General features: G+C 63.5%; 28 protein-coding genes. 1 reads left to right on the forward strand and 27 read right to left on the reverse strand.

The window, feature by feature from the left end; translation table 11 throughout:
• The 10 genes from flgK to flgB form a co-directional block, all read right to left on the reverse strand.
• Positions 1 to 1,371: a flagellar hook-associated protein FlgK gene (gene flgK / locus GTP58_RS05445; RefSeq protein ID WP_161076582.1), complete on the reverse strand. Its 1,371-nt coding sequence runs from the start codon at positions 1,369 to 1,371 to the stop codon at positions 1 to 3.
• A gap of 93 nt (positions 1,372 to 1,464) precedes the next feature.
• Positions 1,465 to 1,881 carry a hypothetical protein gene (locus GTP58_RS05450; RefSeq protein WP_161076583.1) on the reverse strand — a complete coding sequence of 139 codons (417 nt, stop codon included), beginning with the start codon at positions 1,879 to 1,881 and terminating at the stop codon, positions 1,465 to 1,467.
• A gap of 9 nt (positions 1,882 to 1,890) precedes the next feature.
• Complete coding sequence (locus GTP58_RS05455) at positions 1,891 to 3,006, reverse strand: flagellar basal body P-ring protein FlgI (RefSeq protein ID WP_072784203.1); 1,116 nt, start codon at positions 3,004 to 3,006, stop codon at positions 1,891 to 1,893.
• A gap of 21 nt (positions 3,007 to 3,027) precedes the next feature.
• Positions 3,028 to 3,720, reverse strand: a complete 693-nt coding sequence (flgH, locus tag GTP58_RS05460; RefSeq protein WP_161076584.1) for a flagellar basal body L-ring protein FlgH — start codon at positions 3,718 to 3,720, stop codon at positions 3,028 to 3,030.
• Positions 3,720 to 4,511, reverse strand: coding sequence for a flagellar basal-body rod protein FlgG (gene flgG, locus GTP58_RS05465; protein ID WP_167544276.1), 792 nt, complete (start codon positions 4,509 to 4,511; stop codon positions 3,720 to 3,722). The genes flgH and flgG overlap by 1 nt, the downstream gene beginning before the upstream one ends.
• A 27-nt stretch (positions 4,512 to 4,538) precedes the next feature.
• Positions 4,539 to 5,270, reverse strand: coding sequence for a flagellar basal body rod protein FlgF (locus tag GTP58_RS05470; protein WP_072784210.1), 732 nt, complete (start codon positions 5,268 to 5,270; stop codon positions 4,539 to 4,541).
• A 12-nt stretch (positions 5,271 to 5,282) separates the two neighbouring features.
• Entirely contained in the window at positions 5,283 to 6,536 is a 1,254-nt protein-coding gene (locus GTP58_RS05475; RefSeq protein WP_161076585.1) for a flagellar hook protein FlgE, read from the reverse strand.
• 15 nt (positions 6,537 to 6,551) lie between these two features.
• Positions 6,552 to 7,232, reverse strand: a complete 681-nt coding sequence (locus GTP58_RS05480; protein ID WP_072784214.1) for a flagellar hook capping FlgD N-terminal domain-containing protein — start codon at positions 7,230 to 7,232, stop codon at positions 6,552 to 6,554.
• Positions 7,233 to 7,235: 3 nt separating this feature from the next.
• Entirely contained in the window at positions 7,236 to 7,658 is a 423-nt protein-coding gene (gene flgC, locus GTP58_RS05485; RefSeq protein ID WP_072784217.1) for a flagellar basal body rod protein FlgC, read from the reverse strand.
• Positions 7,659 to 7,674: 16 nt separating this feature from the next.
• Positions 7,675 to 8,037, reverse strand: coding sequence for a flagellar basal body rod protein FlgB (gene flgB, locus GTP58_RS05490; RefSeq protein WP_072784220.1), 363 nt, complete (start codon positions 8,035 to 8,037; stop codon positions 7,675 to 7,677).
• Positions 8,038 to 8,252: 215 nt separating this feature from the next.
• Here flgB and flgA point away from each other — a divergent pair, with 215 nt between their 5' ends.
• Positions 8,253 to 8,915 (forward strand): flagellar basal body P-ring formation chaperone FlgA, encoded by a 663-nt coding sequence (gene flgA, locus GTP58_RS05495; RefSeq protein WP_373924699.1) that lies wholly within the window; start codon positions 8,253 to 8,255, stop codon positions 8,913 to 8,915.
• On the opposite strand, the gene GTP58_RS05500 is transcribed toward flgA, so the two are convergent.
• From GTP58_RS05500 to GTP58_RS05580, 17 genes are all read right to left on the reverse strand, one after another.
• Entirely contained in the window at positions 8,896 to 9,684 is a 789-nt protein-coding gene (locus GTP58_RS05500) for a glucosaminidase domain-containing protein (RefSeq protein WP_161076587.1), read from the reverse strand. The two genes, flgA and GTP58_RS05500, sit on opposite strands and share 20 nt — an antisense overlap.
• The gene (flgN, locus tag GTP58_RS05505; protein ID WP_229255667.1) at positions 9,671 to 10,126 is read right to left on the reverse strand and encodes a flagellar export chaperone FlgN; all 456 of its coding nucleotides are present in this window, start codon (positions 10,124 to 10,126) and stop codon (positions 9,671 to 9,673) included. The genes GTP58_RS05500 and flgN overlap by 14 nt, the downstream gene beginning before the upstream one ends.
• On the reverse strand, positions 10,123 to 10,395 hold the full coding sequence (locus tag GTP58_RS05510; protein ID WP_161076588.1) for a flagellar biosynthesis anti-sigma factor FlgM: 273 nt from the start codon (positions 10,393 to 10,395) through the stop codon (positions 10,123 to 10,125). The genes flgN and GTP58_RS05510 overlap by 4 nt, the downstream gene beginning before the upstream one ends.
• Positions 10,396 to 10,433: 38 nt before the next feature.
• A complete protein-coding gene (locus GTP58_RS05515; protein ID WP_161076589.1) occupies positions 10,434 to 11,438 on the reverse strand; it encodes a flagellar motor protein MotB in 1,005 nt (334 codons plus the stop codon).
• On the reverse strand, positions 11,422 to 12,333 hold the full coding sequence (motA, locus tag GTP58_RS05520; RefSeq protein ID WP_072784233.1) for a flagellar motor stator protein MotA: 912 nt from the start codon (positions 12,331 to 12,333) through the stop codon (positions 11,422 to 11,424). Before motA ends, GTP58_RS05515 begins: the two co-directional genes overlap by 17 nt.
• A gap of 55 nt (positions 12,334 to 12,388) precedes the next feature.
• Entirely contained in the window at positions 12,389 to 13,126 is a 738-nt protein-coding gene (fliA, locus tag GTP58_RS05525; protein ID WP_161076590.1) for an RNA polymerase sigma factor FliA, read from the reverse strand.
• Between the two features lie 32 nt (positions 13,127 to 13,158).
• Positions 13,159 to 13,662 (reverse strand): flagellar basal body-associated FliL family protein, encoded by a 504-nt coding sequence (locus GTP58_RS05530; RefSeq protein WP_084560094.1) that lies wholly within the window; start codon positions 13,660 to 13,662, stop codon positions 13,159 to 13,161.
• An 8-nt stretch (positions 13,663 to 13,670) separates the two neighbouring features.
• On the reverse strand, positions 13,671 to 15,185 hold the full coding sequence (locus tag GTP58_RS05535; protein ID WP_161076591.1) for a flagellar hook-length control protein FliK: 1,515 nt from the start codon (positions 15,183 to 15,185) through the stop codon (positions 13,671 to 13,673).
• On the reverse strand, positions 15,182 to 15,460 hold the full coding sequence (locus tag GTP58_RS05540) for a hypothetical protein (RefSeq protein WP_229215430.1): 279 nt from the start codon (positions 15,458 to 15,460) through the stop codon (positions 15,182 to 15,184). The genes GTP58_RS05535 and GTP58_RS05540 overlap by 4 nt, the downstream gene beginning before the upstream one ends.
• A gap of 31 nt (positions 15,461 to 15,491) precedes the next feature.
• Complete coding sequence (fliS, locus tag GTP58_RS05545) at positions 15,492 to 15,884, reverse strand: flagellar export chaperone FliS (RefSeq protein ID WP_072784646.1); 393 nt, start codon at positions 15,882 to 15,884, stop codon at positions 15,492 to 15,494.
• A 39-nt stretch (positions 15,885 to 15,923) separates the two neighbouring features.
• Positions 15,924 to 17,345 carry a flagellar filament capping protein FliD gene (gene fliD, locus GTP58_RS05550; protein ID WP_161076593.1) on the reverse strand — a complete coding sequence of 474 codons (1,422 nt, stop codon included), beginning with the start codon at positions 17,343 to 17,345 and terminating at the stop codon, positions 15,924 to 15,926.
• A gap of 99 nt (positions 17,346 to 17,444) precedes the next feature.
• Positions 17,445 to 17,873, reverse strand: coding sequence for a flagellar export protein FliJ (gene fliJ, locus GTP58_RS05555; RefSeq protein WP_072784247.1), 429 nt, complete (start codon positions 17,871 to 17,873; stop codon positions 17,445 to 17,447).
• Positions 17,870 to 19,180, reverse strand: coding sequence for a flagellar protein export ATPase FliI (gene fliI, locus GTP58_RS05560; RefSeq protein WP_161076594.1), 1,311 nt, complete (start codon positions 19,178 to 19,180; stop codon positions 17,870 to 17,872). The genes fliJ and fliI overlap by 4 nt, the downstream gene beginning before the upstream one ends.
• A complete protein-coding gene (gene fliH, locus GTP58_RS05565; protein ID WP_161076595.1) occupies positions 19,177 to 19,893 on the reverse strand; it encodes a flagellar assembly protein FliH in 717 nt (238 codons plus the stop codon). The genes fliI and fliH overlap by 4 nt, the downstream gene beginning before the upstream one ends.
• A complete protein-coding gene (locus GTP58_RS05570) occupies positions 19,890 to 20,927 on the reverse strand; it encodes a flagellar motor switch protein FliG (RefSeq protein ID WP_072784250.1) in 1,038 nt (345 codons plus the stop codon). Before GTP58_RS05570 ends, fliH begins: the two co-directional genes overlap by 4 nt.
• Positions 20,911 to 22,689: a flagellar basal-body MS-ring/collar protein FliF gene (gene fliF / locus GTP58_RS05575; RefSeq protein WP_161076596.1), complete on the reverse strand. Its 1,779-nt coding sequence runs from the start codon at positions 22,687 to 22,689 to the stop codon at positions 20,911 to 20,913. The genes GTP58_RS05570 and fliF overlap by 17 nt, the downstream gene beginning before the upstream one ends.
• A 21-nt stretch (positions 22,690 to 22,710) precedes the next feature.
• On the reverse strand, positions 22,711 to 23,061 hold the full coding sequence (locus GTP58_RS05580; protein WP_072784252.1) for a flagellar hook-basal body complex protein FliE: 351 nt from the start codon (positions 23,059 to 23,061) through the stop codon (positions 22,711 to 22,713).
• Between the last annotated feature and the right edge of the window lie 315 nt (positions 23,062 to 23,376).

Consider the following 23,376-nt stretch of genomic DNA (forward strand, 5'->3'; position numbering starts at 1 on the left):
TTAACCGAACATTTGCAGCGTCGAGTCGAACAGGGTGTTGGCGACCGCAATCACCTTCATGTTCGCTTGATACATATTCTGGAATTCCACCAGGTTGATGGCTTCCTCGTCCGTGTTGACGCCGCTGGTTGATTTCCAGTCGTCTTCGGCCTGGGAACGGATGGTGGTGGCAGTTTTCAGCTGCGACTGGTTTTGCTGGCTGCTGATGCCCAGCTTGCCGACGATCTGGGTGTCGGCGTCGCCCAGCAGCACACTGCCGATCGAGGTCAGGTTGATCGGCTGGCCTTTGACGTCCACCAGTTTTTGCAGGTTGCCGCTGTCGCCCGGCGTGCCATCGCTGGAAAACGCCAGGTCGGTGGTCAGGAAGCCGCTGGCAACTTGCAGCAGGCCGGTGGCGCTGGTCGGGTTGAACGACAGCATCGCCACACCGGCCGTGCCGTCGCTCTTGAAGCCGGAGGTCAGCGTATCGTTGATCTTCTGCGACATTTGCTCGGCGATTTCGGAAATCGACTTTTGCAGCGGCTTCAGCGTGTTGTCGCGGAAGTCGCCCAGGCCGCCCAGCTGGCCGCCCACCTTGGTGTCGTCCAGCTTGAAGCTGGTGTTGGCAAACGTCAGTGTCAGCGTGCTGGCGCCCGAGGTGCTCACGTAGTTCAGGTTGGCCGCCAGGTTGGACACCACCAGCGGCTGGCCGCTCTTGAGCGAGACCGAGGCGGTGCCGTCCGGATTGTTGATGACTTCCACCGCCACCTGCGAGGCGACGCTGTCGATGAGCTGTTCGCGCTTGTCGAGCAGGGCCGAGGTGTTGGTGCCGGTAGCGCCCAGCGACACGATCTGCTGGTTCAGCGCGGCAATCCCGGACAGCGATTCATTCAGCGACGGCAGGATCGCGGTCTGCTGCTGCTGGACCGAGATCAGCTGGTTGGCGGTCAGGTTGTAGATGCTGTTGAACTGCTGCGACATCGAATCGGCCGCGGTAATCACCTGCTGGCGCAGCGGGGTCGAGGTGGGATCGACGCCGGCCGCGTTCAGGGCCTTGAAGAAGTTGTCGACGCCATAGCTGATGCTGGACTTGTCGGCGCTCATCACGGTTTCCAGCTGGCTCAGGTAAGGCTGCACTTGCGAACGCTGGCCCAGGTCGGAGGCGGCGCGCCACATCTGCTGGGATTTGTACGAGTCGCTGAAACGCAGCAGGGAGCCGATCTGCACGCCGTTGCCTGGCGAGTTGGCGCTGGCGTCAGACGCGGTCGCCACCAGCAGCACACCCTGGCGCGTATAGCCCTTGGTTTGCGCGTTGGCGATATTCTGACTGACAGCGTTCAGTGCGGCCTGGGCGGCCAGGGCGCCCGACAGTGCGTTATTCGTGATGGTCATGGAGCGGGTCTTTCCTGGTGAAGTCCGAGGGGCCCGTGGTGCGCTGCATGAGGGCTGGCGCCCACTGGTCCGATATCAGTAACGGGCGACCGTTTATTGCTGCGGATTAAGCGGCTTGGTGAAATTTTGCGAACTAGAAACATTAGTCGCCGTGACAGCTTGCTGTGGAGGCAACAATTGACGCAGGATGGCGTCGGCCACGCCGAACGCGCGCTTGCCGGCCAGCTGGTCGGCCACCAGGTTGTCGGCCATGTCCAGCATGTCATCATTGATGCGGTCTTTGGGCGCGTCGTCGGAGGCCAGGGCGCGCGTGCCGTCGCGCATCTGGTGCAGCATGTGGCCGATGAAGAAACTTTCAAACTTGACGGCGGCCTCGGTGGCCTTGGCGCGGTAGGCCGGATCGACGCTGTCGCCGGCCGCGGCCGGCTGTGGCGCCACGTGGGTGCCGCTGAGCTGGCCGGCGACGCCCTTGTCCAGCAGGCGGGAGGGATCGAAGCTGTTGTAGTCCATGGCGTGTCCTTAGATAACCACCAGTTCGCCTTCGATGGCGCCGGCCTGGTCCAGTGCTTGCAGGATGGCCATGATGTCGTCCGGGGTGGCGCCCAGGCTGTTGACCACGTCGATAATCGATTGCAGCTTGGCGCCGGCCGGCCATTTGAACATCTGCGCCGGGCCCTGGTCGGCCGTGACCTGCGACTGCGGCGTGGCGATGGTCTGGCCGCCGGCCAGTGCGTTCGGCTGGCTGACCTTGGTTGATTCGGAAATCACGACTTTCAGCGAGCCGTGGGTGACGGCGGCCGCGCGCACGCGCAGGCCTTCGGCAATCACCACGGTCCCGGTGCGCGAGTTGAACACCACTTTCGGTGCGTCTTCGCCGACGTCAATGTTGAGCGACTCCAGTTTGGCCATGAAGGCTACGCGCTGGGTCGGATTGGCGGGCGCCACCACGTCGACGCTGGTGGCGTCGCTGGCGGTGGCGATGTCGCCAAAGCGCTTGTTGATCGAATCGACGATGTTGGTAGCGGTCTGGAAGTGCGGGTGGCGCAGCGACAGGCGCACGGTCGGCTTGCTGATGAAGTCGGTAGCGATTTCGCGTTCGATATTGGCGCCGCTGGGAATGCGGCCCGAGGTCGGCGTGTTGACCGTGATCGAGGAACCGCTCTTGCCCTGGGCGCTGAAGCCGCCCACCACCACATTGCCTTGCGCCAGTGCGTAGACTTCGCCGTCGGCCGCGCGCAGCGGGGTCAGCAGCAGGGCGCCGCCGCGCAGGCTCTTGGCGTCGCCCATGGACGATACCACCACGTCGATGCTCTGGCCCTTGCGGTAGCCAGGCGGGAACACCGCCGACACCATCACGGTGGCGACGTTCTTGGACTTGGCGTCAGTACCATCCGGCACCTTGACGCCAAACTGCTTGAGCATATTGATCACGGACTGGCTGGAGAACTTGACCTGGGTCGAGTCGCCGCTGCCGTTGAGGCCGACCACGAGGCCGTAGCCGACCAGCGGATTGTCGCGCACGCCTTCGATGGCGACCAGGTTGCGCAGCACCTGCGCCGCCTGCACTGGCGCGGAGGCGCCCAGGCCCAGGCTCAGCGCCAGCGGCAAGACCAGGAGTAGCTTGCGGAAATTCATGGGATCACCCCTTGGTTAAGCTTAAAACGGCATCAATGGGCCGTTGAAGAAACGCGACAGCCAGCCCGGCTGCTGCGTATCGGCCAGCGTGCCCTGCGCCGAATAGGCGATGCGCGCATTGGCAATGCGCAGCGAGGACACCTGGTTGTCGGCATCGATATCGGCCGCGCGCAGGTAGCCGCGCAGACGGACGAATTCTTCGCCATTGTTCAGGGTCAGGGTTTTTTCGCCGGACACGCGCAGCAGGCCGTTCGGCAGCACTTCCTGCACGATCACGGTGATCGCACCGCTCAGCGCATTCTGCTGGGTGCTGGTGGCGTCGCCGGCAAAGGTGTTGGAGGCGCCCAGGCCCACCGCGGCCTTGCCGAAGGTCTTGCCCAGCAGGTTGGGCGCGTTGATGTTGTCGGCGGAATTCTTGGAGTAGCTGGTCCCGGCCTTCTTGCTGGCCTGGGTGGTTTCCTGCAGGTTCACGGTGACGATGTCGCCGACGCGGAAAGCGCGGCTGTCCGAGGTCAGCGACATGCTGAGGTCGGTGCTGAAGACGCCGCCCGAAGTGCCTTTGGGGCCGCTCACGCGGTTGACCTGCGGCGGTTCGTCGGACGGGCCGGGACGCACTGCTGGCGGCTGCAACTGGGCGCAGCCCGCCAACGACAGCGCCGTCAGCAGCGCCGTCAGCAACAGCGCCACCGGCCGATTGCGCAGTGCGGGTTTCATCAGCGTGCTGCCTGCGACAGGTATTGCAGCATATTGTCGGCGGCCGACAGCACCTTGGTGTTCATTTCATAGGTGCGCTGGGCAGCAATCATGTCCACCATTTCTTCCACCACCTGCACGTTCGAGCCTTCCAGCGTGCCTTGCTTGATCTTGCCCCACTGGGCGGTGCCTGGCGTGCCTTCGGTTGGCGTACCCGACGACGGGGTTTCCGCAAACAGATTCTCACCCAGGGCCAGCAGGCCGGTCGGGTTGATGAAGCTGGTCAGGGTCAACTGGCCCAGTTGCTGCGGCGTGGTGTTGTCGGCGATCTTGGCCGACACCACGCCGTCTTCGGCGATGGTCAGCGCGGTGGCGGTGGCGGGTACGGTGATCTGCGGGATCAGCGGCAGGCCGCTGGCGTTGACCAGGATGCCGTTGGCGTCCACCTGCAGCTGGCCGGCGCGCGTGTAGGCGGTGGTGCCGTCAGGCTGGCGTACCGACAGGAAGCCGTTGCCCATCACCGAGATGTCCAGCTCGCGCTGGGTGGTTTGCAGGATGCCCTGGGTGAACACCTTCTGGGTGCCGACCATGTGCACGCCGTTACCGAGCTGTACGCCCGACGGATTCAGCGTGTTGTTGTCGGCGCGCTGGGCGCCCGGCTGCTGCTCGACCGAGTAGAACAGGTCTTCAAACACCACGCGGTCGCGCTTGAAGCCGACGGTGTTGGCATTGGCGAGGTTGTTGGCGATGGCCTGCAGTTTCTGGTCCTGGGCTTGCACGCCGGTCTTGCTGATCCACATTGCTGGATTCATGATTTCTCCCTGTAGTGTCGAAGTGGATTAGCTACCGCTAATCAGGCGGTTACCGGCTTCAGTCATCGAATCGGTGGACGAGAACAACTTCATTTGAATTTCAAACGTACGGTTCAGGCTCATGGTGGCGACCATTTCCTCGACCGCCGAGACGTTGCTGCCTTCCAGGTGGCCGGGACGCAGCACCACGGTGGGATCGGTGGCCAGCTGGCCGCCGTTGCGCGGCACCAGCAGGCCGGCTTCGTTCTTGGTCAGCTCGGACGCTTCCGCCTTCACCAGGCGCAGCTTGTCGATCACCTGCATGGTGGTGGTGCCCGGCGCCTGGATCGAGATGGTGCCGTCGGCGCCGATGTCGATGGCCTTGTAGTCGGGCAGGGTGATCGGGCCGCCTTCGCCCAGCACCACGTTGCCATTGATGCGCAGCGTGCCGTTTTCATCCAGCACCATATTGCCGGCGCGGGTGTAGGCTTCGCCGGCGCCGCCGGTCTGCACGGTCAGATAGCCGCTGCCGGCCACTGCCACGTCCAGGTCGCGGCCGGTACTTTTTACCGTGCCCGTCTTGCCGGAAATGGAGTTGGCCTGCAACTGCGACATGTGACGGTCGTCGTAGCCGTAACCGTTGACGGTTTGCGCCGCCGACAGTTCCATATTGGCGCGGAAGCCCGTGGTGTCGGCGTTGGCCAGGTTGTTGGCGTGCACCTGTTGCCCGCGCAGGGCCCGTTCGGCCCCGCTCATGGCGGTGTAGATCAGCGCGTCCATGTGTGGTCAGCCTTAGATAGCCTGCATCAGCGACTGCAGCATGGTGCTCTCGGTCTGGATCACCTTGGAGTTGGCCTGGTAGTTGCGCTGCGAGGTCATCAACCCCACCAGTTCCGAGGTGATGTCGACGTTGGACTGTTCCAGCGTGGCGACGTTGATGGTGCCGCCCATGCCCACGCCTGGCGCGTTGACCAGCGGTTCACCCGAGGTGGTCGAGGTCACCCAGCTGGTGTCGCTGACCGCGGTCAGCGCGCCTTCGTCCGGGAAGGTGGCCAGCGCCAGGCGGCCCACGGTCTGCTTCTGGCCGTTGGTGTAGCTGGCGATCACCGAACCGTCGGTACCCAGCGCCACACCGCTGAAGGTGCCCGACGAGTAGCCGTCGGCGTTGTTGGTCGAGGTGGTGGCTTCGCCGGCAAAGCCGGTGGTGCCGGTGTAGTTGATGACCACGCTCTTGAGCGCGCCGCCATTGGTGGTCGTCACCGCAGTCAGGTCCAGCGTGATGCTGCCGGCATCGGCCGATGGGTCGGGCGTGACCATCTGGCCGGTGGTCGGGCTGAACGTCATGGTGGTCGGCGTGCCGACTTCAACGCCGTCCAGCACGTAGTGAACGTCCACCGAGTTCGCGGTGGCGGGACCGCCAGCGCCGGTGCGGGCGAAGTACTGGGTCAGCGTATGCTTGCCACCCAGGGTGTCGTAGATCACCGACGCCTTGGACATATTGAAGGTGGTGGTATCCGGTGCGTCCGCCGGGGTGGGCGGGGTGACCCAGGCCGTGGTCGGCGCATTCCAGTCGGCCGACAGGTTGCCGATGTAGCTGACTTTTTCCGACGCCACGGCCGGAATCGAGCCGGTCGGAATGGCCAGGTCGCCCAGGGCGCCGGCGGTGCCGCTTTTCGGGTCGATCGGATAGCCCTGGATCTTGCGGTTGGACGCGTCGATCAGGAAGCCGTCTTTCGATGCATCAAAAATGCCGACGCGGGTGTACTGGGTTTCGTTGGTGGCGCTGTTGCGCGCGATGAAGAAGCCGCGGCCGTTGACGGACGCGTCCAGCGCGCGGCCGGTGTTCAGGATGCCGCCTTGCAGGCTGATGTTCTGCGTCGTCGAGCCGACCATCACGCCCGTGACCTGGTTGCCCGCGACCAGCGAGGCAAAGTTGGTGCGGCTGGCTTTGTAGCCGTAGGTGCCGGCGTTGGCGATGTTGTGGCTGGTGGTGTCCAGCGAATCGTTGATGGCCTGGATGCCAGACAATGCGATATCAAAACTCATGATGGAGACCTTCCTTTAGAGAGCAGATTGAGTGGCAGTTTTGCCGGCAAATGCGGTAATGGTGTCGGAACCGGTGTCGCCGATGTTGGCGACATTGAGCTGCACGGTGCCGCTGGACAGCAGACGCACGCTGTTGAGGCGGCCCTGGATGTCGATGGTAGGCGTATCTTTGCTGCTGGTTTCCACTGCCACGCTGTAGGTGCCCACAGGCAGGCCCAGCGCGGCTGGATCGATGGTGAACGGCACGGTGCCCGGCGCTTGCGTGCCCAGGTTGACGTTGTGCTTGACGCCGTCGGCGCCGGTCAGCACCAGCGTGGTCTTGGCGCTCGAGGCGGACAGCGTGGTCTGGCCATTGATCTTGCTGCCGGTGCCATCCACGAGGACCGACTTGCTGCTGACCATGAGGTTGGAGCCGACCTGGGCGCCCAGCGCCATCACCTGCAGGCTGGACAGCGCGCTGGCGCTGGCGTTGGTGATGGTGGTCAGGTTTTGCAGCGATTCGGTCTGCGACAGCTGGGTCAGCTGCTGCACGAACTGGGCCGGATCGGACGGCGACAGCGGGTCCTGGTTCTGGATCTGCGCCACCAGCAGCTTGGTGAACATCTGCGAGGTCTCACTGGCGGTATTGCCGGTGATGTTGGCAGTGGTGCCGGCATTGCTGCCGCTGGCATTGTTATTGAGGAGACTGACGCTCATGGCTTAACCTTCACCGAGTTTAAGGAGGGACTGCTGCATCGTGCGGATGCGGCCGAGGACTTCAACATTGGTTTCAAAGGCGCGCGAGGCCGACATCATGTCGGTCATCTCGGCCACCTGGTTGACGTTGGGATAGAACACCATGCCCTCGCCATTGGCCATCGGGTTGCCTGGTTCGTAGACCTGGCGCAGCGGTTCCGACGATTCCACCACGTCCAGCACCTGCACCTTGCCGCCGGCGCTGGCCATGCCAGCCGGGCTGTCGCTCATGACGGCGGCAAACACCGGCTTGCGCGCGCGGTAGGTATCGCCTTCGGTGCCGGCCACGGAGTCGGCATTGGCGAGGTTACTGGCAATCGTATTGAGGCGCACCGATTGGGCCGCCATGGCCGAGCCGGCGATCTCGGAAATATTCTTGAAGGACATGCTGGCGCTCCTGCGGTTACTGGCCGTTGATGGCTTTCGCCAGGCCTTTGAATTTCATGTTGAGGAAGGTCAGGCTGGTCTGGAAGTCGGTGGCGTTCTGCGAGAAGGCCGCCTGTTCGACGCCGATTTCCACGGTGTTGCCGTCGCGGGTAGGGTGGAAGGGCACGCGGTACATGCGCGCGCTGTCGCCGCCGTCGCCGATATCGCCGCTGGCTTCGGCCTGCACATTGGCCAGCGTGGCGCTGAAGTCCATGTCCTGGGCCTGGAAGCCGGGCGTGTTTTCGTTGGCGATATTGGCTGCCAGGATGCGGGTGCGTTCAGCGCGCAGCGCCAGCGCGTCGCCATGGACGCCTGCTGCATCCTTGAAGTTAATCCCCATAGTCTTCCCCTGTGTAGACGTTGCAGTAAAACGCATGAGCATGAGTGACAACCGCTACACCGCATGTAGAATGACGGCCGGGCATTGTGTTGCCCACCGTCTCCGGCATCATAGTAGAGGTATTGCCCATGCTCAACAAATGTATTGTAACTGTTTCGGCGGGAATGTTGCTGGTTTGCATTCCACTTTTTAACGCTTTTTCTGCGCCCGTGCCGGTGGCCGCGGAACAAGTGCCGGGCGTGGTGGAAAAAGCCGCGCGCCAGCATGTGCAGCGCTGGGTCGAAGCGGCCGGTTTCAGCGAGCCGCAATTCACGCTGGAAGTGGTGCCCGGTACACGGCCGCTGGCCGCCTGCAGCCAGCCGCTCACGGTGCAGGGCGCCGATACGCGCTTGCCGAGCCGTATGCGTTTTGTCGCCGTCTGCGGCGGCACGCCAGGCTGGCGGTATGAATTCATCGTGCGCGCCCAGGTGTCGGCGCGTATTGCAGTCATGGCAAACGACTTGGCAGCGGGGAAAGTTCTGGCAGATGAGGACCTGTTGCTGGAGCGCCACGACGTGTCTGGTGTTACTGACAGCATTACCGATCCGCAGGACGCGGTGGGCATGAGCGGCAAGCGCGCGCTGCGCGCGGGCGAGGTATTGCGCAAGGGTTTGCTGTCGTCGCCGACCGTGGTCAAGCGCGGCGAGCCGGTCAACATCATCGCGCGCCGCGAGCAGATCGAGGTGAGCATGGCTGGCGAGGCATTGGACGCCGGCGCGCGCGGTGACACGGTGCGCGTGCGCAATGCCAACGGCATGGTGATCCGCGCCCGGGTGACAGGCGTGGCCACGGTGGAACCTGTCTCGATGCCGGTCACGACTAATTCTCCGTCGGAGTGAGGCGGGCAAGTCCGCCGCCACGCTGCAATTGCGTGGCGACCTTGCTCAGCTTGTCTGCATAGTTGGGGTCAGTGGCATAGCCGGCCTTGGCCAGTCCGCTGGCGAAGGCCTGGGCATTGCTGCCAGTGTTGAGGGCGGCCGCGTAGCGCGGATTGCTGGTCAGCATATCGGCATAGTCGCGGAAGGCGCTGGCGGTGTCGGGATAGCTGCGGAAGCGTTCGGTCTTCTTGAGCATGGCGCCATGTTCGTATTCGGTGGTGCTGGCCACGGCCACATCGCCTTGCCAGTTGCCGCTGGCCTTGAGGCCGAACAGGTTGTTGGCACTGGCCGCGCCGTTGCGCAGCGGCTGCTTGCCCCAGCCCGATTCCAGCGCCGCATGGGCCGCCACCAGTTCCGGCGAGACGCCCAGCTTGCTGGCGGTTTCCTCGGCCCACGGTTTGATCGACGCCAGGAACTGCTGCTGCAGCTCGCTGTCGACGCCGTTGCCATCGTCTGCGATGGCGCCGCTGGCGCGGTTGCGCAGCGCCATGGCCTGCAAGCTCATGGCTTGGGAAGAGGGCTGGGAGGATGGCTGGAAGTCGCTGCGGAAGCCGCCGTCGCCGTTGGCGATAAAGCCGGCGACGTCGCTCTGCACTTGCTGGAAAGTGGTGTTGAAGCCGCCGGACGCGGCAAAGCCGCCAGTCGCCGCGGCAGGACGGCTGGCAGTGATGTTCGATACGGTTGCGGCAGTGGGCGCGGTGCTTTGCATGACCCCGTTAAGCTGGCGCATAAATCTGCTCCTCGCCATGCAGCACGCGCTGCATGATGCTGTATTGCTCTACCAGCAGGTCACCATTGCGCTTGCTGATGCGCTTGCATTCAATGACGGCCTGCTCCAGCGTGTTCCAGTCCGCTTCCATTTTCTCCCGTGCCGCATTTTTCAGCAAGGCAAAAGCCTGCTTCATGGTGCCATCCGGCCCCACCAGACGTTGTACCAGCGCCACGCGCTGCACGCGGCGTGCCTGCATGGTGTCGACCAGCGTGGAAATCGCCTCGGCCACCGGGCCGAGTTCGGCCGCCTTGTGGCGCAGCGCGGCCTGGAACTGCTGCTGCAACAGCGTGTTGAGGGTTTGATAAGCTTGCAAATCGTCGGCGATGCCGCCCAGCAGCAGGCGCATGGCGTCCTGGCGGGAGAGCGCGGCAACGGCCGCGCCCGGGGTGTTGAAACTCACTGCTCGCTCCCATGGAAACGCTGGATCAGGCCGGCCAGCTTGGCGGGATCGAACGGCAGCTCGCCCTTGGCCAGCGCATCGCGCAGCATGTCCACTTTTTCCTGGTCGATTTCCGGCATCTCGCGCATCGCTTGCAGCGCGGGCTGCAGCACCGCCGATTGCAGGCGCGCAGGCGCGGGGGCGGCGAGCGCTTCGGCGGCGTCCACTGGGGCGCTGTCGGCCACGCGCTGGACGGCCATGCCGTCCGGGGTCGAAGTCGTGATTCTCATGCGGGTGCCTCGTGTTGGCTTGGTTTCCATACGAACTCTTATTTATTGCGGCGCGGATCACGCAACGGACTGTCGCCGCCGAGCTTGCTGCGCAGCTGCTGCAGCAGCGTGGCGTCCGGCAGGGCGGTATCGACATCGTGAGTCAGCGGATCGGCAGCATCGGGTACGCCAAACATGGTGGCGATGGTCTTGGCTTGCGCCGTGGTCAGGATCAGCAATTCAATGCGGCGGTTGACGCCGGCATCGACGCGCTTGGTGTCGAGCGGCGCGCGGTCGGCCATGCCCACCACCTGCAGCACGGACTCGCGGTTCATGCCGCCCGCCAGCAGCTGCGCGCGCGCCGACATGGCGCGATTGGCCGACAGCGTCCAGTTGGAGAACGCGGCGTAGCTGGTGTCGGCATACTGCAGCGAATCGGTGTGGCCGACAATCAGCATCTGGTTGTCCATTTGCGCGAACAGCGGCCCCATCTTGCGCAGCAGTGCGCGGAATTTGTCGGTCGGCACGGCGCTGCCGCGCACGAACATGCCCTGGCGGTCGGTGTCGTGCAGCATCACGCGCAAGCCATACGGCGTGACGATGGACTCGAGGTTGCTCGATAGGCCGGCCTCGGCGCTCATCTTGGTCAGCACCTTGGACAGCTGGGTCAGGTCATCGGGCGAGTCGTACTTGACCTTGGACGACGGTGTGGTCGGCACGTCGGTCTGCTCGGCCGTGGCCTTCTGCTTGCCTTCCGATTCCGAATTGCCAAAGTGCGGCATCGGGAAGCGGTCGATCAGGCTGCCGCGCGGGCCGCCCACCTGTTCCGGCATCACACCTTTACCCTGGTCGGTCTTGGCGCCATCGGCCTCGGTCAGGATCTGCTGCAACGACTCGGTATTACGCGCCGCCATCAGCCACAGCACCAGGAACAGACACATCAGCGCCAGACAGAAGTCGGCAAACGCTACCTTCCAGGCGCCGCCGTGGTCGTCGTGCTTGTGCTTGCCGCCACCGCGCTTGACGATGGTCTGGTCATGCCCCTTGTCATGCGGCTTTAGCACCACGGCCTCCGCGTCCCGAATCCGAAGGTTCGCTGTCGCGGCCTTCCAGATCGTTAATCCAGCGTTCCAGCTGAGCGAAGCTCGGCTTGATGTTGAGCTGCACCAGGCGGCGGCCGGCGTCAATCGCCAGCAGCGGCGGTTTGCCGGCCACGTGGGTCACCAGCACCACCTTGACGGTTTCCTTGTTGGCCGCTTCCGAGTTGACCAGCTGTTTCAGCATATTGCACAGCGGGTCGATCAGGCCGTAGCAGAAGAAAATACCGATGAAGGTACCGACCATGGCGGCGCCCACGTGCTCGGCGATCTCGCCCGAGGTCGCGCCTTCGCTCACGGTGTTCATGGTAATCACGATGCCCAGCACGGCGGCCAGAATGCCGAAGCCCGGCATCGCCTCGCCGATCTTGTTGAGCGACTTGGCCGGCTGTTCCTGTTCGGTGTGGATGGCTTCCAGTTCCTGGTCCAGCACGCCTTCGAGTTCGTGTGCGTTGATTTTGCCCATCGCCATCAGGCGGAAGTTGTCGACGATGAAGGCCAGCAGTTTCGGCTCATCCAGCACGCGCGGATAGCGCTGGAACAGTGGGCTGTCCTTGGGCGCCTCGACGTGGGCGTCCAGCGCTTTCAGGCCGCCGGCGGCCAGTTGCAGCAGTTCGTACATCAGCAGCAGCAGCTGACGCTGGAACTCCGAGTCGTACTTCTTCTTCATGATCTTCTTGATCTGCGTGCCGAGCTCTTTCAACACATGGCTCGGGTTACCGATCACCAGCGCGCCCAGGCCCGAACCGGCAATCACGATCAGCTCGATCGGTTGCCAGATCTGATGGAAAGCCCCGCCCATCATGAAGAAGCCGCCGAAGACGCTGCCTAAAACTATGAGTATGCCGACTATTTGCTGCATGATGATTCGCCTTTCCGCGTCATTTTTCTAATCCCTAGCTGCGCTGCACCGGTGCTCAGGCGCTTTGCAGTACTGCCTTCATTTTGTTAAGCGCCGCCTTGTTCAGCTGGCACACGCGGGCGTCGGTCAGGTCCAGCACGGCCGCGATTTCCTTGTAGCTCAGCTCGAATTCGTAGTACATCTGCACCACGCGCTGTTCGCGCTCGTCGAGACCGCGCAACGCCTGCTCCAGGCTGCGGCGCACCACCAGCTGTTCTTCCGGGCTCGGCGCGCTGTCGTTGCTGACGCTTTCCTGCAGCACCTCGTCAAAGCTGGCAATCAGTTCGGCGTTTTCGTCCATCAGGTAGGCCTGATAGGCTTCGGCCGTCAGCCCCAGCCCGCTCATGATTTCATGCTCGGTCGGTTCGTGGCCCAGCTTGCGGGTGAGGGCGCGCACGGCGTCGCGCAGCTTGTGGCTTTGCTGGCGCACCGCGCGCGGACGCCAGTCCTGGCGGCGCAGCTCGTCCAGGATCGCGCCGCGGATGCGCAAGCTGGCGTAGCTGCCGAAGGCGCCGTCCGGCTCGCCGTAACGGCGCAACGCTTCCAGCAGCCCCATCAGGCCGATCTGTTCCATATCGTCGCGGTCGATGGCGCCGGCGATTTGCGAATTGAGCTGGCGCACGATGCGCTTGACCAGCGGCGCATATGCCAGCAGATGCTTTTGCTCGTCCGCTACGCTGTGCGTGAACGGCGCGTTGCCGTTCTCGCTGTAGCTTTCGGCATAAGCGTCTGCAAATTCCTCTACATATCCCATGCCCGCTCCACTTGTGTTCATGCTGCTTTGGCCTACTCCAGGATGAGCTTGCCAATCATGACTTCGTCAAACGGCTTTTCCCGGTTTTCTTCTTCGAAGGTGTGCTCAAACGCTTTGTTCAATTCTGCGGCAAACTGGTCGATGGTCATGACGCGCGCGGTGGCCATCGGCAGGCCGGACAAGGTCCGCACGGCCACGCTGCGCAGCAGCGGCAGGTTTTCCTTGGCTTCCTTCTCGCGCTTGGCGTCGGTGCTGACCACCAGGTCGGCCGACAGGTAATGCGTCAGGTTGTCGCCTGGCTGGGCCTTGAGCATCACCACTACCTTGTCCACCGTCAGATACTTGGGCGGCAGCTCGGATTTTTTCTCTTCCTTCTTGGCCGGTTTTTTCTTGGCGTCCTTGGCATCCTTGCCCTTGGCGTCGGCGGCCGATTCTTCGCTGTTACCCTTCGACATATACCAGACGGCGCCTCCGGCCACGGCGGCGCCAACCACGGCGACCAGGACAAAGGCGATGATGACTTTCATATTCTTCATTGTGCGAATTACTCCCCGGTCATGGCAAAGGTGGCAGTGCTGTCATCGTCGGACAGTGCGCGGCCTGGCGTGCGGCCGTCATCCTGGCCGCGCTGCTGGCCATTTTTACCATTCTGGCCGCCCTGGTCGGCCTGGGCCTGGGCGCGCGACGACGACACGGTCACCGCCACATCCACGAACTGCTTGTTGGACAGGTCCTGGCGCACGCTGTCGCCGATGGTGTTGAGCTGACGCACCACCTCGCTGTTATTGGCCGACAGGTTGACCTGCAGCGCGCCCGCGCTGTGGCGGATCGAGATTTCGATGCTGCCCATATTCAGCGGTTCCAGGCGGATCACCGCGTGGTCGTTATTGCGTTGCAGCTGCACTTGCAGGCGGTCGCCGAGCGCGTCGCGCAGCGGCTGCTGCCACTGGTCCGGCGTGCCGGCCAGCTTGACCGTGGTCGCGCCCTGGCTGGTGGTGGCCGGAGTGGCGCTCTGGTTCACGTTGACGGTGGTGCTGGCCGCGGTGGTGGCAAAGCTGTGGCTGCTATCGTCCTTGCTGGCGGCGCTGCTGAAGCCTGGCGCTGGCGCCGCGCTCGCGCTGGTGCTGGCAGTGCTGCTGGCCACATCGGCGCTGCGTGGCGCCACGCGCAGGGTGTTGGCGGCGATCACGGGCGTGTCGCTGGCCACGGTATCGGTCGCCACCGGTGCGGCGGTATCGACGGCCGGGACCGGGGTGTCGCTGGTGGCGGCGCTGGCATCGCCCTGCAGCTGGCGGGCGGCAGCGGCGGCCAGTGTGGCGTTGTTGGCCAGGTTGTAGATGTTTTGCGGCACGGCGGCCTGGTTGGCGTTGACCTGGGCGGCGGCGTTGTCGTCGCTGACCGGCGCTGACGGCATCACGGCCACGCTGGCGGCGGCCAGGTTCAGGCGCGTGGCGCTGGCGTTCAGCGTCGAAGTGGCGCTGATGGCGTCGATGCGGCCGGCGTCGCTGTCGGTGCTGGCGACCGGCGTGGCCGGCACCGGCGTCGCCAGGTTCAGCATCGAGCTGACCATGGCGGGCAGCACGGCGCTGGCGGTGGCGCTACCACTGCCGGTGGCGTCCGTGGCGACATCGGTGCTGGTGTCGGTTTTGCTGTCGTCGCCGGCGGCGGTGACATCGGTCAGGTTCAGCAATTGGGAAAACAGCGGCGCCACGACCGGCACCGCATCAGCGGCGGCCTGTGCCAGCTGCGCGGCGGCATCGGCGGCGCTGTTGCGCTCCGGCGGTTGCGCGGCTGGCGCAGCCTGGCGGCCCGGCGTGTTCTGTGCAGTGGTGCTGGGCTTGGCCGCAGCCGGCTGGGTGTTCTTGGTGTTGTTGGCGTTGCCTGCAGTGGCGCCGTTGCTGGCGGGCGCCGGCTTGGCCACCGGCGCGCTCCTGGTGTTATTGGCGCTGTTGGCGGCCGCTGCCGCGATAGCAGAATTATTGGCCGCCACAGGTGCGGTGAAGTCGGCCTGGTCGGCTTTGGCGGCCTTGGCCGCTGCGCTGGAGAGAGTCATGCTCATGCTTGGATTCCGGTATCTGCGTGTTCGCTGTCGAGGGCATAAGCCAGCCAGCCCTCTTTGTTTGCCTGCATTTCTTGCAACTTGCGTCCCAGTGTGTCGGTGGCAAGGTTGCAGCGCCTGACTGCTTCGTTGTGCATCTGGTGCAGCGCCGACAGGGCGGCCCGCTCGGCCGCGCTCAACGGCCCCTGAGCCACCAGCTGCGGCAGCGTCGCGACCATTAACGTGTTAATCGCCGCCAGCGTCTTCCAGTCTTCGGAAGCGATGGCGGCGCTCATTTTCTGCGTCATCTGCAGTAACGTACGCTGCCTATCCATTGGTTTTAGCCTGCACGCCCAGCCAGCCCTTCTTGATCGTGGTCAGCAGTTTGGTGACCTCGTCGATGATGGCCGGGTCCAGGCTGACGCCGGCCGTGTACAGGCGGCCGGCGCAATACTCGTATAAACGGCCCAGGTTTTCGACCACTTCACCGCCGTTGTCGAAGTCCAGCGAACTGGACAGGCCGTTGATGATGTCGGTGCATTTGTTCAGGCTTTTTGCCTTGAGCTCGTAACGCTTGCCGACGATGTGGCCACGCGCGCGCGCCAGCTCTTCGAGCAAGCCGTCGGTGAGCACCAGTACCAGCTCAATCGGCGACGCCCGCGAGACCTGGGCGTCGAGATTGGTGGAGTGATAACTGCTATAGGCTTCCTGGTTCAACATGGTATTCACCGTACGTTCAAAAAAATACTGAGGTTATGCTTAACTGTTACTGGACGAGAACATCGCCGTGAACATATTCGAGGTGCTGGTCATGCTCGCCTGCAGCTGCTGCAGTGCGGTGAACTGCGTCAGATAGCGCTTGTAGGCGCTGTCGAACTGGTTCTTGAGCGTGGCCTGGCGGTCGGTCAGGTCGCTTTGCAGCTTGTCGTTCTGTTCGCGGCGCTGCACCAGGAAGCCACCGGCAGCGGTGGTCCACGAGGTGGTCAGCTTGCTCATCGCGCCCAGCACGCCGGTGTTGACGCCGATGCCGGCGCGGCCGAACAGATTGTCGATCGCGCCCGGGTTGGCGGCAATCGTCTTGTTGAGGCGGTTGGTGTCCAGCGTCAGCGAGCCATCCTTGGCGGCCGAGATGCCAAAGCTGATCAGCGATACGCCACCGGTGGCGCTGCGCAGCAGCGAACCCAGGCGATCGCGCAGATTGTTGACGCCGGCATCGTTGTAGAACGCCGCATCTTCTGCGGTCGCGCTCGGCGAACCGTTCGGGTCGGTGGACTCCACCACGGTGTGGTCGCCGGCCTTGGTCAGCGTGTTGAGCGCGGTCAGCAGGGTGTTGTAGGCGGTCACGAAGGATTGCACGTTGGCTGCGGTGCCGGTGTTGTCGGGACCGACCGTCAGCGTGACGGGCGCATCGTTGGCGCCTTGCGCCTGGTTGATGGTGAACTTGACGCCATCCACCACGTTGAAGGTGTTGGAGGCCTGCTGCACCTTGGTGCCGTTTTTGCCGCCGACCCAGACGATGGCGTCCTTGGCGGTGGTCAGCACGTTTTGCGACGACAGGCTCGATTGCAGCGACGCGCTGCCCAGGCCGCTCACATCGATCGAGGCGACGGCATTGTTGGCGCCGGTCTGGGCCGAGGTCATCACGAGCTGGGTCTGGCCGTTGACGGTCATGGTCGAGGCGGTGACGCGCGAGCTGTTGTTGGCGGCCGAATTGATCGCGGCTGCGACTTCCTTGGCGCTCAGCACGCCGTCCATATTGCTGTCGGCGTTGGCCAGGTCGACCTGGAACGAGGAGCCGTCAGCCAGCACCACATTCATGGCGCCTGCATTGGTGGCGACGCTGTCGGCAACGTTGTACGACACCTGGCCTGCCGTGGCCAGCTGCTCGACGTAGAAGGAATAGCTGCCAGCGACCGCGCTCGACGACGCGGTGGCGGTGCCGATCGCGGTATTGCTGAACGTGGCCGAGGTGGCGCTCACCGACTTGGTGCTCGATGCCAGCGCATTCAGCGAGGCCTGGAACGCGCTCAACGCCGAACCCAGCGTGGTCAGACCGGTGCCGACCGCCGTGGCTTTGGTGCCTTGCTTGTCCAAGATGGCCTTGGTCGGGGCGACATAGGCATTGGCCAGATTGGTCGCCGTGGTGGTTGGATCGTAAGTAGGGCTGGTGATGACTGCCATGATCGTGCTCCTGGAAAGGATAATGAAGTGTACCCTGATATAAGGCGACCTTAATCGTTTCCGTATGAAAATATTTCTAACTTTTTTTTGTAACCGCGCTTATTTCTGTCCGCGCAGCCACAACTGGGTTGCCAATTCATCATGCTGCTTGCGTTCCTTGGCATTTTGCTGAGCTGACACCACCTTTTGCTCCTTGTTCAACACCTTGCCCATGACTTCGCGTTTGGCCCAGGCCGCGTTAAGCGCCTGTTGCGATACCGCCATGTCGGCCTCGTGCATGTGCAGGTCCAGGCGGTGGCTGTCGGCCATGGCCATGACCGCCTGCTTGTAGTCGCCGCAGTTGCCGGCCAGGGCAGGGTGCAGATTGCCGCTGGCGCCGCTGTTGGTGTACAAGCTGGTCAGGCGCTCCAGATTTTTCTGGTAGCGGTCGCGCAGATTGGTCTTTTCCGCCATTTCCGTCTGCAGGCGCTCCACCTCGGTGTTGCGCAGCGCCACCAGCGTGGTCAGATTGCGTATCTTCTGGCTCATGTCATCAGCTTTTCAAGTTGAGCAATGCAGTGGGCGATCGGGGCTTCTTCCTTGGTACCCTGGCACAAAAATTCTTCCACGCGCGGGTGCAGCTGCACCGCCTTGTCGGTGACGGGATCGGCGCCCGGCACGTAGGCGCCGAGCGGAATCAGGTCGCGCACGCGGTCATGGCGCGCCATGCTGGCCTTGAGCGCGCGCGCTGCCATCACGTGATTGTGGTCGATCACCTGCGCCATGCAGCGGCTGATCGAGGCGGCAATATCGATGGCCGGATAGTGGCCGCGTTCAGCCAGTTCGCGCGTCATGACGATGTGGCCGTCCAGGATGGCGCGCGCGGTATCGACCACCGGATCCTGCTGGTCGTCGCCTTCGGCCAGCACGGTGTAGATGGCGCTCATGCTGCCGTTCTGGTTTTCGCCGTTGCCGGCTGATTCCACCAGCTGTGGCAGATTGGAAAAGACCGATGGCGGATAGCCCTTGGTGGCGGGCGGCTCGCCCAGCGCCAAGGCCACTTCGCGCAGCGCCATGGCGTAGCGCGTCAGCGAGTCGACCAGCAGCAGCACGTTCTTGCCCTGGTCGCGGTAGTGGGCCGCGATCGAATGGCACAGTTCGGTTGCCATCACGCGCATCAGCGGGCTTTCGTCGGCGGGCGCAATCACCAGCACGGCTTTTTGCAAACCTTCCTTGCCCAGCGACATATCGACAAACTCGCGCACCTCGCGCGAGCGTTCGCCGATCAGGCCGACCACCACCACGTCGGCCACGGTCTGGCGCGTCATGATGCCCAGCAGTACGGATTTACCGACGCCCGAGCCTGCCATGAGGCCGACACGCTGGCCCTTGCCCAAGGTCAGCATGGCATTGATGGCGCGCACGCCGACGTCGAGCGGCTCGGTCACGGGTTTTTTGCGCAGCGGGTGGACGCGTGGCGGCTGCGATTCCAGCGGGAAATCGCCGCTCAGCTTGCCGAGACCGTCGATGGGTTCGCCGAGGCCATTGACCATGCGGCCCAGCCAGCCGGAACCAATCTGCAGACTGACTTTTTCAGGGGAGGGCAGCACGCGGGCGCCGGTGGTCAGGCCCACGGCTTTCTTGAACGGCATCAGATAGGACAGTTTTTCGCGGAAACCCACGACTTGCGCATCCAGCCATTCGCCGCCGACTGTCTCAATCTGGCAACGCTGACCCGTGTGCAAAGGGCAACCTACGGCCTCAAGCAACAAACCGGATGCGCCCACCAGGCGGCCCGTCGGGGTCGCCATGGGTACCGAACCCAGTTCGAGATTGCGTAAGGCATCTGCGATCACTCTTCGATCTCCGGTTCATCGCCGCTGTCGGCGATCTGTAATTGATTATCGACCTGTTCCATGACCGCTGCAAGACGTTGATGGCAACCGGCATCAACTTCATTATCGCCAGCCTTGATGCGGCACTCGCCCACTTCCAGGCGGGCGTCGGGAATCAGGTTCCAGCGCTTGGAGCGTTTCGGGTCCAGCTCGGCAATACGCTTGAGCTCTTCCGGATTCAGGAAGACGTCGATTTCATCGCGTGTCGGCGGCATCGAGGCCAGGGTTTCTTCCACCAGCGCCATCAGTTGCACCGGCTGCAAGGCCAGTTCTGCGCGGATCACCTGGCGCGCCACCTTGGCCACCAGATCCACTACTTCCTTGCGCTGGGCGGCGCGGTAGTCGGAGCGCAGTTTCTTGAGGCTTTTCAGCATGGCATCGACCGGGCGCGCCATCTGGTCGTAGGCCACCAGCGTTTCGTGGCGGCCTTCTTCGCGGCCCTGTTCCTGGCCGGACTGGCGGCCCGCTTCAAAGCCGTCTTCCTGGCCACGTGCCAGGCCGATTTCGTAACCGTCACGCTGGCCCTGTTCAAAGCCCTCGCTGACCGAGGCGGCCCATTGCGCGCCGCCGTCGCCGCCGTGGCCGTGAGCATGGCCGTGCGCCGCCGCAGCTGCTGCGCGCTGGGTGGTGAATTGCGCCAGCGGCGGGAAACGGTAAGCGCGGAATTGCTTCATTCAACCACCTGTTCGGCAAACAGCTGCACTTCGACCTCGCCGGCATCGGCCAGCGCCTTGACGGTGGCCATGATTTCCTGGCGCGTCTGTTCGATGCGCGACATCGGTACCGGACCGGCGCGGCGCATCATGTCTTCGAAGGCCTGGGCCTGACGTTTCGGCATGGTTTTCAGGATCGCATCGCGCACCGAAATATCGGCGCCCTTGAGCGCGATGGCCCATTGTTCCAGCGGCACGTCTTCCAGGATGCGGGTGATCGCCTGTTCGGTCTGGTTGCCGAGAATGAAGAAGTCGTACATCGACAGCTCGATCTTGGACACCACTTCCGGATCATGGGCGCGCAGCAGCTCGACCATTTGCGCGCGGTTGCTGGGCAGACGGTTGAGGATTTCGGCGGTCTGGCGGATGCCTTCGACGCTGGTGCCTTGCGAGTCGAACGAGCTCAGGCAGCGATCGACCAGCTCGTCGAGTTCCTGCAGCAGGTCGCTGTCCACTTCTTCCATGCGCGCCAGGTTGAGCAGCACCAGGTCGCGGCTGTCCTGCGGCAGGCCGTCGATGATCTGGCCGGCCAGCGCGGCCGGCAGGAAGGCCACAAACACCGCCTGCATCTGCACGTGTTCGTTGGAGATGTATTCGGCCAGCCATTTCGGCGACGCCCATTGCAGACGCGCCATCTTCGGCCGCAGTTCGTCGCCGTAGATATTGTTGAGCACAGTGTTCGCGAGATCGCCGCCCAGCGCCAAGTCCAGCGAGCGCTTGAGGTAGGAGCGCGATGCACCGTGCACGCCGGACTGCTCGCGGTAGTCGTCAAAGAACTTTTGCATGGCGTTCTTGACGGACTCCACCTTGATGCCGCTCATGCGCGACATCACTTGCGTGACTTCGAGCAGCTCTTCGCGGCTCAGGCAGCGCAGCACGGCGGCAGCCGGTTCTTCGCCAATGCTGAGCAGCACGATGGCGGCTTGTTCGACCGGGGTCAGCTTGGTCGGGATGGCGTATTCGCCATCATCATCCATGTTATTGAGTTCGGCCATTTTTCTGCATCCATTGTTTGACGACTTCGGCTACGCGTTCCGGCTCTTTTGCTGCCAGCACTTTCAGGTGATCGACCATGACATCGACGGCAGAGCCTGGTGGCGGCAAATCGTAGTTTTCCAGCAGCGGTACCACTGGCATGCCCGGCTGCGCGGAGCTGCCGCCCAGGGCCGGCGTGGCGCCCGGCGTGCCTGGCGCGGCGGTGCCGGCCAGCACGGCCTGTTCCTTGGCGCCTGCTTCCTTGGCTTCCTTGGCGGCGGCCACGGCAGCCTGCTCAGCAGCACGGCGTTCAGCGGTGATGCGTGCGGCTTCCTTGGGATCTGGGGTCAAACGCATGGTAATCAAGCGCAGCAGCGGACGCGCCAGCAACAGGTAGCCCAGCAGTGCGGCGATGGCATAGCCGGCGTATTTGCTCACATCAACAATGTTGTCGCGCTCTTCCCACCACGCGACCGGCGCGGCTTTGGCCGGGAAGTTCATGGCCGATACCACCAGCTGGTCGCCGCGCTCGGCGTTGATGCCCAGGCCGTTACGCAGAATCTTGTCGATGTTGGCAATCTCGGCCGCGCTCCAGCCGGTTTTCGGCGTTGGCGAGGCTGCTTGTGCCAGCACCACGGCCACGCTGAGTTTCTCCAGGCGGCCACGGCTGCGCTTGGTCTGGATGATGCTGCGGTCGTATGCATACTGGCGCGAGGTGGCGTTCTTGCGCGCCGTGCCATCCGGCTGGGCGGCGTTGGGATCGGCAGCGGTGCCGGCGGTCTGCTGGTTGGCGGCGGCCGGGTTGGCGGCGGCTGGCGGCGGCCGGTTGGACAGCGTGCCCGGCACCCCCATCACCATGCGGTTGCGGTCCTGCTCTTCACGCATGGCTTCGCTGGTGACTTTGGGATCGGCGCCATATTTTTCAACGGTTTCTTCGACGCGGTCGTTATCGACGGCGGCCGCCACCGACATGCGGTAGTTGTCTTCGCCAATGACCGGGCCCAGCAGGCCCTTGATGTTGTTTTTGACTTCGTCCTGGTAGTGCTTGCTGGCGTCGTTGCTGCTGGTGCCGGCATCGAAGCCGTCCGCCAGGTCGATGTGGGCCGACAGCAGATTGCCGGCCTGGTCCACCAGGCTCACGCGCTGCGGCGCCAGGCTGGCGACGCTGCCCGCCACCATGTTGACCACGGCGGCAATCGCTTCCGGCTCCAGCGTGCGGCCCGGCTTGAGCTGCACCACCACCGAGGCCGAGGACTTCTCGCCATCGGACGACACGAACGAGGTCGACTTGGCGATCGACAGGTGCACGCGCGCATGCGAGATCGCATCCAGCGTCATGATCGATTGCGCCAGTTCGCCCTCAAGGCCGCGGCGGAAGCGCACGTCCTGCACGAATTGCGACACGCCCAGTGGGTCGTTCTTGTCCATCAGTTCCAGGCCAGCCGGCAGCTGCGCGGTCACGCCCTTGGCGGCCAGCAGCATGCGGACCTTGCCCAGCATGGATTCCGGCACCAGCACCTGGCCGCTTTCCGGGTGGATGCGGTAGGGGATGTGGTCGGTATCGAGCACGGTCATCATGTCCGGCGCCGAGACTTTTTCGCGCGCGCCGAACACCGGCTTGTAGCCGGCCTGGTTGTTCCACATGTACATGAGCACCAGCGCCGTCAGGCCGATGGCCAGGATCAGCATGGGGTACAGGGTTTTCAGCAGGGCAGGCGACAGCGATGGCGCAGACGGGTTCGCTCGCCAGCGCTCAAAGGCGGACTTGATGTTGTTGATCACGTTGTTTGCTTTCGCAGAAACTTACAGCGGTAATTTGATGAGTTCGTCGAGACCGCCCATCACTTTGTTGCGTACTTGCATCAACATCGAGAAGGACAGGCCAGCTTCCTGGCTGGACAGCATGGCGCCGACCAGGTCGTCGCTCTTGCCGGCATCGACATCGGCCATTTTCTGGCCCGCTTCGACGTCCTGGGTGTTGACCTGGTTGATGGCGCTTTGCATGGACTGGGCAAAGGAGAAGGTGGGTTGGGCGTCTTGCGCCCCAAACTGGTTGGCGGCAGCGATGGTTGGGCTGCTGTTTGCCAGGTTGTGCGCCGCGTTGGTCAACGACGCCAGATCGGCCTGTATCAGGCTGGAGAATCCATTACTCATCTTGCTACCCCCCGTTTTTACCGCGTTTTTTGCTGCATTGGATCCAGATGACTACCTTAGCGAGATTGCCGAAAAGCAGCAAGCCTCAAAGGCAGATATTGTGACGTCCTATACCAAACGCGCGACACATCTGTTGCCGCATGTCACAGTCTTGTAAGAAAGATAGTGTAGCCATGTCGGTCAAAATCGGACGCGCAGGGTGAGCAAGTGCTCGGCGTCGCGGATGGGTGGTCTGCCTGGCAGGCGCCGCTTTTATTTACTCTATGTAAATTTTCGCACCGTGTGTTTCCAGGCTGATTAGAAGTGTTTTATTTA

It is taken from the genome of Duganella sp. CY15W (genome assembly GCF_009857555.1).
Taxonomy (GTDB): domain Bacteria; phylum Pseudomonadota; class Gammaproteobacteria; order Burkholderiales; family Burkholderiaceae_D; genus Rugamonas; species Rugamonas sacchari.